Annotated in this window: 9 protein-coding genes; all 9 read left to right on the top strand. The window is 45.5% G+C overall.

The window, feature by feature from the left end; genetic code table 11:
- Window positions 1-39: 39 nt before the first annotated feature.
- Window positions 40-750 carry an acyl-[acyl-carrier-protein] thioesterase gene (locus tag G5B11_RS10290; protein ID WP_173727994.1) on the top strand — a complete coding sequence of 237 codons (711 nt, stop codon included), beginning with the start codon at window positions 40-42 and terminating at the stop codon, window positions 748-750.
- A gap of 179 nt (window positions 751-929) precedes the next feature.
- Window positions 930-1,835: a ribokinase gene (locus tag G5B11_RS10285; RefSeq protein WP_158422059.1), complete on the top strand. Its 906-nt coding sequence runs from the start codon at window positions 930-932 to the stop codon at window positions 1,833-1,835.
- Window positions 1,836-1,937: 102 nt separating this feature from the next.
- Window positions 1,938-2,957: an SPFH domain-containing protein gene (locus tag G5B11_RS10280; RefSeq protein WP_173727992.1), complete on the top strand. Its 1,020-nt coding sequence runs from the start codon at window positions 1,938-1,940 to the stop codon at window positions 2,955-2,957.
- 2 nt (window positions 2,958-2,959) lie between these two features.
- Window positions 2,960-3,163, top strand: coding sequence for a TA system antitoxin ParD family protein (locus G5B11_RS10275; RefSeq protein WP_158422061.1), 204 nt, complete (start codon window positions 2,960-2,962; stop codon window positions 3,161-3,163).
- Window positions 3,164-3,586: 423 nt separating this feature from the next.
- Complete coding sequence (locus G5B11_RS10270; RefSeq protein ID WP_244092973.1) at window positions 3,587-4,852, top strand: serine hydrolase; 1,266 nt, start codon at window positions 3,587-3,589, stop codon at window positions 4,850-4,852.
- A 146-nt stretch (window positions 4,853-4,998) separates the two neighbouring features.
- Entirely contained in the window at window positions 4,999-5,838 is an 840-nt protein-coding gene (locus tag G5B11_RS10265) for a CvfB family protein (protein WP_173727990.1), read from the top strand.
- 42 nt (window positions 5,839-5,880) lie between these two features.
- Entirely contained in the window at window positions 5,881-9,348 is a 3,468-nt protein-coding gene (locus G5B11_RS10260) for a DNA polymerase III subunit alpha (protein WP_173727988.1), read from the top strand.
- Between the two features lie 369 nt (window positions 9,349-9,717).
- Window positions 9,718-10,722: a 6-phosphofructokinase gene (gene pfkA, locus G5B11_RS10255; RefSeq protein ID WP_158422064.1), complete on the top strand. Its 1,005-nt coding sequence runs from the start codon at window positions 9,718-9,720 to the stop codon at window positions 10,720-10,722.
- Window positions 10,723-10,756: 34 nt separating this feature from the next.
- Window positions 10,757-12,115, top strand: coding sequence for a TrkH family potassium uptake protein (locus G5B11_RS10250; RefSeq protein ID WP_244092972.1), 1,359 nt, complete (start codon window positions 10,757-10,759; stop codon window positions 12,113-12,115).
- The last annotated feature ends 1 nt before the right edge of the window (window position 12,116 follow it).

The raw sequence follows: 12,116 nt of genomic DNA, 5'->3' as shown, positions 1-12,116 counted from the left end.
AGAAAATAGCATATATACAGAAAAAGGAGAATTAAAATTATGAGTTATCGTTTTGAAGGAAAGGTTAGATACAGTGAAATTGGTGAGGATAAATGCCTTACACTGCCGGCGATTCTTGATTATTTTCAGGATTGCTGTACTTTCCAATCGGAAGAGATCGGACAGGGAATGCTGGCAGTAGAAGAAAGAAAACGTGCCTGGGTGCTGGCATCCTGGCAGGTAGTGATCGATCGGTATCCTATGCTGGGAGAAAAGATCACAGCACTTACTAAGCCGTATGCCTTTAAGGGATTTACAGGGATGCGTAATTTTGTCCTTGAAGGTGAAAATGGGGAAAGGCTGGCTTATGCCAATTCCCGATGGATCAACATTAATACAAACACCGGGCTGCCTGCAAGGCTTACAGAAGAGGACTGCCGTGGATATGTGCTGGAAGAGCCCTTAGAAATGGAGCAGGTTTCCAGGAAGATCCAGCTTCCGGAGGAGATGACAGATCAGGAGCCATTCACTGTGCAGAAGCACAACCTGGACACCCATCATCATGTGAATAATTGCCAGTATATCCGGATCGCAGCGGATTATCTGCCGGAGGACTTTAAGATCCACCAGATGCGTGCAGAGTATAAGAAACAGGCAGTGCTTGGGGATGTATTTTATCCAAGAGTGCATACAGAGCCTGGTAAAGTAGTGGTGGCATTGGAAACAAAAGAGGGTGAATCTTATGCTGTCGTGGAATTTCAGGCGAAATAAGACTGCTGGAGGGAAGGCAGATGATGTGGGCTGTATACACATTCGATTTTGGGAATTATTTATGAAAAAATTTTGAGCTTTTATTCCTGATATGGTATTATTGTATAAAATGGTTTATTCGTCATAAGCCGGAAAAAAGAAAATGTCAATGAAATACGGGAATTGGGAGGGAATATTTTATGAAAATCATTTCATTTGGATCTATGAATATTGATAAGGTATATCAGGTGGAGAATTTTGTACTTCCGGGAGAAACCATACTGGCAGATGGCATCCAGCTGAATGTAGGCGGCAAAGGTCTGAACCAGTCTGTGGCAGCGGCGAGAGCAGGCGCATGCGTAGTACACGCAGGAGCGGTAGGAGAAGATGGTGCTATGCTCACTGATTTTATGAAGGATGCAGGCGTGGATATTTCTCAGATCCAGGTGCTTCCAGGACAGAGCGGCCATGCTATTATCCAGGTAGATAGTACAGGACATAACTGTATCATTGTATATGGCGGCACCAACCGTGACTTTACTAAAGAATATATTGACAAGGTTCTTACAGAAAAGGGAGAGCCGGGGGACGTTGTGCTGATGCAGTATGAGGTAAATGAGGTTCCTTATATGATCCGGAGGGCACATGAACTGGGTCTGAAGGTGGCATTTAATCCGTCACCGATTCCAAAGTCCATGGAAGATCTGCCGTTGGACTGTGTAGATTATTTTATTGTTAATGAAGTGGAAGGTGCAGCGATCGCAGGGATTCAGGAGGCGAATCCGGATTACAAGAAAGTGCTGGAGATCCTTTCCGAGAAATATCCGGCAGCAGTAATCGTACTTACTCTTGGAGATGCAGGGGTTCTCTGCAAGAAGGGTGAGGAAACCTATACCCATGATATTTACCGTGTAAAGGCAGTGGATACTACAGCTGCAGGAGATACCTTCTGCGGATATTTCCTTGCAGGTCTGTGTGCTGGTGAGGACATTCCAAAATGTCTGGAAATGGCTTCTGCAGCTTCTGCAATCGCAGTGTCCCGTCCAGGCGCAGCACCGTCTATTCCGCTGTATCAGGAAGTGGTGGAGTTCTTAAAAGAAAGATAATATGGAGGGTCGTTGCAAAAGTCTCTATTGACAATATGATATTAAAATGATATCATCAAAATATCAAAATACATTTGATATTTTAGGAGGAAGAAAAAGAAAATGAAAGAAAAAGTATTAAACAACAAGAAAAATGGCATGGCCATGATGCTTCTGTTTCTCCTGCTGTATGCAGTGGGGGTAGGAGCTATCGCATTTGGTGCGGTTCAGGAAGTGATCCCAGTTATGGTTGTTGGTATTGTATGGGCAGCTATAGGCTGGATCCCCTTTGTAGGATTGCGTGTCCTGAAGCCCCAGGAAGCACTGGTATTGACCTTATTTGGTAAGTATATCGGTACTTTGAAGGAGAATGGTTTTTACTGGGTCAATCCATTTTGCAGCAGTGTGAATCCGGCAGCTAAGACAAAGCTGAACCAGAGCGGCGATGTAGACGGAGGTTCCGGGAAAGGTTCCCTGGCAAGTGTTCTTGGCGCATCTGCGAAAGAAAGCAGCGAAATTCAGATCACAAATAATAAGATTTCACTGAAGATCATGACTCTGAACAATAACCGTCAGAAGATCAATGACTGTCTGGGTAATCCTATCGAGATCGGTATTGCAGTTATGTGGCGTGTGGTAGATACTGCAAAGGCTGTGTTTGATGTAGATAATTATAAAGAATATCTGTCCCTTCAGTGTGACAGTGCCCTGAGAAATATTGTACGGATCTATCCATATGATGTGGCTCCTAATGTAGACACTACAGGAGACGGTATCGCAGATGAAGGCAGCCTTAGAGGATCCAGTGAAGTGGTTGCCGAGCGTATCCGTAAGGAGATTCAGCAGAAGGTTGAGATCGCAGGACTTGAGATCATTGAGGCAAGGATCACTTATCTGGCATATGCACCGGAGATTGCAGCCGTTATGCTTCAGAGGCAGCAGGCATCTGCGATCATTGATGCAAGGAAGATGATCGTAGACGGTGCTGTTGGTATGGTGGAGATGGCACTGGACAGACTAAATGAGAATGGTGTGGTAGAACTGGACGAGGAGCGGAAAGCGGCCATGGTATCCAACCTTCTTGTAGTACTTTGCGGCAATCGTGACGCACAGCCTATTGTTAATTCAGGAAGTCTGTATTAATCGTGGCAGATACTAAGGCAAAGAAACAGATTCCGCTCAGACTTTCAGCAAAATTATATGATCAGATCGCTGCCTGGGCGGAGGATGATTTTCGTTCAGTGAATGGACAGATCGAGTATCTTTTGTCGGAATGCGTAAGGCAGCGCAAGAAAAATGGGAAATATGTATCCGAGGAACTGGATGTTCCCCCAGAACTGGATATATAAGAGATCGTATAATATTTCTCCTTGACTTTACCAGGGGTTAGGGTTATTACGTGAATGAATCGCAACGGCGCGGTGAATTGGTAAATTGCGCCTGTTGCGATTTTTTTATGTGTAATAGACAATTGTTCAGTAATGTTTCTATTGCATAAAAAATTATAGGACTTAATAATACGAGGCTCGACTTGATGGAGTGATCGTAGAAGAGGGAGAGCCGAAAAAGCTTTTCCAGGATCCGAAAGATGCTCTTACACGGGATTTCCTTTCCAGATTCCGTAATCAATAATGCTATACAGAAGTTTTGAGAAAAAGGCGTGTGAGATAGAACGCCTTTTTTATTTTGCCCTGAAAAATGCCTTGACTAAAATTGGGGAAAATAGGAAAATAAATAGAACTGATATTTTGTTTTACTTTAAAGCGGGGGAAATGATGAGTACAGGAAAAGAGAGAAAAAGAGCAGGCATATACAGGCTGTGTCTTCTGGTAATGCTGATACTGCTTCTGGGAGCGACAGTGCCGGTTTCTGCAAAAGTGACCAGCGTAAAGAATATTGAAAAGGTTACAGGGGGCAGATTTACCGCCAGAAATGGAAATTGGTATTATTATGACAAAGATGGACAGATGGCAAAGGATTGCCTTTTATCTGTCAGGGGGAAAACATATTATTTTTCTGCAAAAGGGGTCAGGCAGTACAGCTGGCACAAGATCGGTACCAGGTGGTATTACTTTGGGAAGAAATCAGAAGGATACATGTATAAAAATGCATGGATCTACAAAAATGGAAAGAAGACCTATTATCTGCGAAGCGACGGCCGCAGAAGCCAGGGGTGGATCCGCAGCCGTTATACCTATTATTTTGATGCAAAGGGCAAGCTGACCACAGGAACGAAACGGATCTCCGGTGTGAATTGCAGGTTTGATTCTAATGGCAGGATGACAGGAAGCGGCCCGTCTGTTTCCCTTAGCAGTCCATGTGGGATCCTTGTAGAGGCTGACACTGGAAAAGTGCTTTATTCCAAGAACCCGGATCTGCGCCATGCAAATGCAAGCACCACCAAGCTGATGACGGCTATATTGGCTTTGGAGAATTGCAAACTAACCGAGAAGGTGACTGCATCTGCCAATGCAGCAGCCCAGGAGCCTACCAAGCTGTACCTGCAGCAAGGGGAAAGCTTTGTACTGAAGGATCTTCTTTATTCCCTGCTGATTCCATCCCACAATGATACAGCAGTAGCACTTGCAGAGCATGTAAGCGGATCAGTACCTAAATTTGTAAAGCTGATGAATAAAAAAGCAGCAGTCCTGGGATGTAAGAATACCCATTTTGCCACACCAAACGGACTGGATGCAGGGATGGACCATTATACAACTGCCCGGGATCTGGCAAAGATCGCCTGTTATGCATGGAAGAAGCCTATGATCCGAAAAATCGTAAAACGGCAGCAAGGGACCATCACCAGCCTGAACGGCAATACCTATACATTCCGTACCACCAATAAGCTTCTTGGCAATATGGACAGAGTATACGGGATCAAAACAGGCTATACCCGTAAAGCTGGCCATTGTTTTGTTGGTATGATCCAGGCCGGAAATGGAAAGACCTATATTTCCGTTACACTGGGAGGCCCTACAAGCGATGCCAGATGGGCGGATACACGCCGGCTTCTGCAATACGCAGACACACTTAAATAGTATTCTATTCAACCGCAAATTGGGGGAATGCTGCAAAAAGAGCAAACCAACAATTAGGCCCATGTGGATTGAGAGTATCTTTTACATTGTGTGTGTGCTATACTGACAATAATCATTTTCGTAAAAATATATAATAAGGAGAACCCATGATTGAATTAGGAAAAAAACAGACACTGACTGTAGTAAAAACAGTGGATTTCGGTGTATATCTGGCTGAAAAGGATGATAAAGAAGGCAAAGATTCTGTACTACTCCCTGCCAAACAGGTGCCTGCAGGCACGAAAGCAGGAGATGAGCTGACCGTATTCATTTATAAAGATTCCAAAGACCGTCTCATCGCTACCACCAGAGAGCCCATGCTTCAGGTAGGGCAGACTGCAGTTCTGAAGGTTTCCCAGGTGACAAGGATCGGAGCATTCCTGAATTGGGGACTGGAAAAAGACCTTCTGCTTCCATATCATGAGCAGACCACCAGGATGCAGGAAGGGAAAGACGTACTGGTGGCTCTTTATATTGATAAAAGCCAGCGTCTTTGCGCTACCATGAAAGTATATCATTATCTTTCTACACGCACACCTTATGTGGTGGGAGACCAGGTAAAAGGCCGTGTATATGAGATCAGCGGTAATTTTGGTGTATTTGTGGCTGTTGATGACAAGTATTCTGCACTGATTCCCGCAAGGGAGGCTGCCGGGAAATACCGTCCGGGAGAGATTCTGGATCTGCGTGTAACAGAAGTAAAAGAAGACGGCAAGATGAATGTCACAGATCGCCAGAAAGCATACCTGCAGATCGAAGAGGATGCAGAGTCCGTGCTTAGCGTGATCGATGAATTTGCAGGGGTTCTTCCTTTTTATGATAAGGCATCCCCGGAAGTGATCAAAAGAGAATTCGGCTTGAGCAAAAATGCATTCAAAAGGGCAATTGGGCACCTTCTGAAAGAAGGCAAAATAGAGATTAAAGAGAGAAGAATATACAAAAAATAACAGAGGCAAGAAATAATATAAACAGGAAATGAGGTACACACAGTGGCTTTCACGCATCTGCATGTCCATACAGAATATAGTCTGCTGGATGGATCAAATAAGATAAATGAATATGTGTCCAGAGTGAAGGAACTGGGAATGGACAGTGCTGCGATCACAGACCATGGAGTTATGTATGGAGTGATCGACTTTTATCGTGCGGCAAAAGCGGCAGGCATCAATCCTATCCTTGGATGTGAAGTGTATGTGGCTCCCGGCTCCAGGTTCGACAGGGAAGTAGGAAGCGGAGATGACAGATACTATCATCTGGTGCTTCTTGCTGAGAATAACCAGGGTTATCAAAATCTGATGAAGATCGTATCCAAGGGTTTTGTAGAAGGTTTTTACTACAAGCCAAGAGTGGATCTGGAACTTCTGCGGGAGTATCATGAGGGGCTGATTGCCTTAAGCGCCTGCCTGGCTGGCGAGGTTGCCAGATATCTTCAGAAAGGAATGTATGAGGATGGCAAAAAGGCTGCCCTCAGATATCAGGAGATTTTCGGAGATGGGAACTTTTTTCTGGAACTTCAGGATCACGGGATTCCACAGCAGCAGATGGTCAATCAGCAGTTGATGCGGATGCACCAGGAAACAGGGATCCAGCTGGTTGCCACCAATGATGTGCATTACACTTATGAAACAGACGCAGATTCCCATGATATCCTGCTTTGCCTGCAGACCGGCAAGAAGCTTACAGATACAGACCGTATGCGTTATGAAGGCGGACAGTATTATGTTAAGTCAGAAGAAGAAATGGCAGCACTGTTTCCTTATGCGCCGGAGGCTCTGGAAAATACACACAAGATCGCACAGAGGTGCCACGTGGATATTGAGTTCGGCAACACAAAGCTGCCCAGATATGATGTACCGGATGGATATACCTCCTGGGAATATTTGAATAAGCTGTGCCGGGAAGGCCTGGAAGAACGATACGATCCGGTGACAGAAGAGTTGGAAAGCCGTCTGGATTATGAGCTTACCACAATCAAAAATATGGGATACGTGGATTATTTCCTGATCGTGTGGGACTTTATTAAATATGCAAGGGATCATGAGATCATGGTAGGACCGGGCAGAGGTTCTGCAGCTGGAAGCCTGGTTGCTTATACCCTGGGGATCACCCAGCTGGATCCTATCCGTTACGATCTGCTTTTTGAGCGTTTCCTGAATCCGGAACGAGTATCCATGCCGGATATTGATGTGGACTTCTGTTTTGAGCGCAGGCAGGAAGTGATCGATTACGTGGTTCGCAAATACGGTAAGGACTGTGTAGTGCAGATCGTTACCTTTGGTACATTGGCTGCCCGTGGTGTGATCAGGGATGTGGGACGTGTATTGGACATGCCTTATGCCCAGGTGGATACCATTGCAAAGATGATTCCCCAGGAGCCGAATATTACCATTGATAAAGCACTGGAAATGAATCCGGAGCTGAAAAAAACTTATGACGAGCAGGAGGATGTGCACCATCTGATCGATATGGCAAAGCGCCTGGAAGGACTTCCAAGGCATACCTCCATGCATGCAGCCGGTGTTGTGATCAGCCAGAAAGAGGTGGATGAATACGTACCTCTTTCCAGAGCCCAGGACGGCACCATTGTAGCTCAGTTTACTATGACTACGCTGGAAGAACTGGGCCTTTTGAAAATGGATTTCCTTGGGCTTCGTACATTAACAGTGATCCAGAATGCAGCGAAAATGGTGGAGAAAGATAAGGGGATCACCCTGGATATGTCCCACATTGATTATAATGACAGCAAGGTTCTGGCATCCCTTGGCACAGGTCGTACAGATGGCGTGTTCCAGCTGGAAAGTTCTGGTATGAAGAACTTTATGAAGGAACTGAAGCCTCAGAGCCTGGAGGACGTGATCGCCGGTATTTCCCTGTATCGTCCGGGCCCGATGGATTTTATTCCCCAGTATATCCGTGGCAAGAACCGTCCGGATACCATTCGCTACGACTGCCCGCAGCTGGAGCCAATCCTTAGCCCAACCTACGGATGTATCGTATATCAGGAGCAGGTTATGCAGATCGTGCGTAATCTGGCAGGCTATACATTAGGACGAAGTGATCTTGTGCGTCGTGCAATGTCCAAGAAAAAAGCTTCTGTCATGGAAAAAGAGCGGCAGAACTTTGTATATGGAAATGAGCAGGAGGGAGTGCCTGGCTGTATTGCCAACGGGATCTCTGAGAAGACAGCAAATAAGATCTATGATGAAATGACTGATTTTGCAAAATATGCTTTTAATAAATCCCATGCGGCAGCTTATGCAATCGTAGCTTATCAGACGGCTTATCTGAAATATTATTATTCTGTGGAATTTATGGCTGCGCTTATGACCTCCGTGATTGAAATGCCAGCCAAAGTGGCAGAGTATATTCAGGTATGCCGCCAGATGGGAATTCAGATTTTGCCTCCGGATATTAATAACGGAGAACGTGGCTTTTCTGTTGACCAGGGAAGGATCCGTTATGGCCTTTCCGCTATTAAAAGTGTGGGCAGGCCTGTGATCGAATCGCTGGTGAAGGAGCGCAGGGAAAACGGAATCTACCGTACACTGAGTGATTTCATCGAAAGAAACAGCGGGCAGGTGAATAAACGCGCCATCGAAAATTTTATCAAGGCAGGGGCACTTGACTGCCTGCCAGGCAACCGGCAGCAGAAAATGCTGGTTTATAGCCGGGTAGTGGATCATATCAGCCAGAATAAGAAGAACAGCATGGCAGGGCAGATGAGCCTGTTTGACTTGGTTGGTGAAGAAGATAAGAAGGCTTATGAGATCAGTATGCCAGATGTGGGAGAATATGCAAAGGAAGTTATCCTGGCCTTTGAAAAAGATGTACTGGGGATTTATCTTAGCGGACATCCCTTGGAACAGTACAGAGGCATACTTGAAAAGAACATCAGTGCAAAGACCACAGATTTTCAGCCGGATGAAGAGACTGGACTTTCCGTGGTAATGGATAACCAGAAGGTTGTAGTTGGTGGTATGGTGACCGAGAAAACCATTAAATATACCAAGAATAATAAGGTGATGGCCTTTGTTACCCTGGAGGATCTGGTGGGTACTGTGGAAGTAGTGGTTTTTCCAAGGGATTATGAAAAGTATCAGAGCCTTTTGGATGAAGATGCCCGTGTGCTGATCCAGGGACGGGTATCCGCTGAAGATGATAAGGCCAGCAAGCTGATCCTGGAAAGGGTGCGTACCTTTGAAGAAGTGCCAAGGGAGCTTTGGCTGCAGTTTGATGACAGGGATGCATATGCAGACCGGGAAGCACATTTGATGGAAGAACTGAGAGCAGTTCCGGGCAATGCTTCCGTTGTGATCTATCTGAAGGATGTAAAAGCAATGAAAAAGCTGCCGGCCGGATACAGGGTAGCTTTGCAGGAAGAATGGCTGGAAAAATTCCGGAGGGAATATGGCAGTGAGAATGTACGCGTGGTAGAGCGTGCACTGAAAAGCTTCTGATATGAAATTTGTAAAAAGCTTCTTATGAAGTATATCAGCTGGGAGTCAATCCCCCAGCTGATATAGCCTCCGGCAGGATTGCAGAGGTGCGCAGGAGAAGTATGTCATGCAATTGCATGACGCGCACCTCGCAGCAAGAATGCCGAGGCATTCTTGAATAAAAGTTTCTAATGTAAAGTTTAAAAAGTTTCTAATGTAAAGTTTATAAAAAGCTTCTGAAAAAAAACAGGGACAGAGTATTGAAAAAAACAGAAAGATGCTATAAACTAGTGCTGAATATGTGTAGAAAAGGATTAACCCCGAGATGTAGATTGTATCAGAGAGAATACAGGCATCTCAAGGAACTCAGAAGATGGAGGAGTAATTATTATGGCAGAGAAAAAAATTAAGACCATTGGTGTCCTTACCAGCGGCGGTGATGCTCCTGGAATGAACGCAGCAATCCGTGCAGTGGTAAGACGTGGACTTAGCAGCGGATTAAATGTAAAAGGTATACTGAAGGGATATAATGGACTGCTGAATGAAGAGATTATAGATATGACAGCGAAGGATGTATCCGATACCATTGAGCGTGGCGGTACGATCCTTTATACAGCACGTTGTGCAGAATTCCGTACAGCAGAAGGTCAGAAGAGAGGCGCAGAGATCTGCAAGAAGCATGGTATTGACGGACTGGTAGTGATCGGTGGAGACGGTTCCTTTGCAGGAGCACAGAAGCTGGCTGCCCTTGGTGTGAATACCATCGGTGTACCAGGCACGATCGACCTGGATATTGCATGTACAGAGTACACCATCGGATTTGATACAGCTGTTAATACAGCTATGGAAGCAATTGATAAGGTACGTGATACCTCTACTTCCCATGAGAGATGCAGTATTATCGAGGTTATGGGCCGTGGAGCCGGATATCTGGCATTATGGTGCGGTATTGCCAACGGCGCAGAGGATGTGCTGATCCCTGAGAAATACGACTATGATGAGCAGAAGCTGATCAACAACATTATTGAGAGCCGTAAGCTTGGCAAGAAGCATCATATCATCGTAAATGCAGAGGGTATCGGTAATTCTCAGGCTATGGCAAAACGTATCGAAGCAGCTACAGGTATTGAGACCCGTGCCACTATCCTTGGACACATGCAGCGTGGTGGAAGCCCTACATGTAAGGACCGTGTGTATGCATCTATGATGGGGGCAATGGCTGTAGACCTTCTGGTAGCAGGCAAGAGCTGCAGAGTAGTTGGATATCGTCATGGAGATTTTGTGGACTTCGATATTGACGAGGCACTTGCTATGCAGAAGAGCGTTTCAGAATATCAGTGGGAGGTTTGTAAATCCCTTTCCCATAATTATGACAAACATGGATTACAGAAATAGTTTTAGACGATGTTTACAGGAAAAATTTCATAAATTGAAAACAGCACAAATAATTGCCCTCAGCTTTGCGGGGGTAATTTTTGTAGGAGGATTTTTTCTCTGGCTCCCGTTTTGCACCGCACCGGGGGAAAGCACTTCTTTTGCAGATGCATTATTTACGGCTACTACCAGCGTGTGTGTAACCGGCCTGGTGACAGTGACCACAGCTACCCATTGGTCGACAATAGGCAAAGCGGCTATCCTTTTACTGATCCAGATCGGAGGTATAGGAGTGGTATCTCTGGCAAGTATGCTGTTTATTGGACTTCACAAGAAGATTTCCCTGCGGAACCGGAGGCTGATCAAGGAGTCCTATAACCTGGATCAGATGTCAGGACTGGTTAAAGTTGTGCGAAAAACCGTACTTTGTATTTTGGTTGCAGAAGGGACCGGCGCAGTGCTGTATGCATTTTGTTTTGTGCCTCAGTTTGGCTTCCGTAAGGGAATGGTTCATGCGGTGTTTACAGCAGTGTCAGCATTTTGCAATGCAGGGATCGATCTTCTGGGCGAGACCAGTCTGGCTCCTTATCAGGGAAATGTGCTGGTGAATCTTACCACTATGGCTCTGATTATTTCTTCGGGTCTTGGCTTTATTGTGTGGTGGGATATTTGGGAAAAAATAAAAAAGGCAAAACAGAATCACAAGTTGTCAGTGAAAAAAGTTTATGCAACTCTTCGTCTGCAAAGCAAGCTGGTATTAAAAACAACCCTGATCCTGGTTATTGGAGGTACGCTGTTGATCTTTTTGTTTGAAAGGAACAATCCGGATACTTTTGCAGGGATGTCTACAGGCAGGCAGCTGCTTGCATCTGCTTTTCAGTCTGTGACCACCAGAACCGCCGGATTTTTCACAACAGATCAGGCAGCATTTACCAATGCTACCTTTGTGCTGTGTTTGGTACTGATGCTCATCGGAGGATCCCCTATGGGTACAGCCGGTGGTATTAAGACAACGACCATTGCAGTGCTAGTGCTTAGCATCCGGGCCAATCTTCGTGGTGATAAGGATGTGGAAAGCCACAATCGGAAGATTCGCAGCAGCTACATCCGTTCTGCCCTTGTGGTAGCAGGGATGTCTTTGTTGGTTTTATTGATCATGATTATGCTTCTGGCTGTAGCGATGCCACAGGCAGATCTGATGGACGTTATTTATGAATTAACTTCAGCCCTGGGAACAGTAGGTTTGTCCAGAGGGCTGACGCCACATTTGAGTCTGGCAGGGAAATACATTGTAATGCTGACCATGTATCTTGGACGTATCGGCCCTCTTACTTTAGGTGCAGCCGTGGTGGCAAGAGAACAGCGCAGATCAGAGAATATCCATCTTGCAGAAGAAGATGTGATGATTGGATAGG

The sequence above is a fragment of the Blautia glucerasea genome (assembly GCF_013304385.1).
GTDB lineage: Bacteria > Bacillota > Clostridia > Lachnospirales > Lachnospiraceae > Blautia_A > Blautia_A ammoniilytica.
This window is presented reverse-complemented; position numbering and strand designations above follow the sequence as displayed.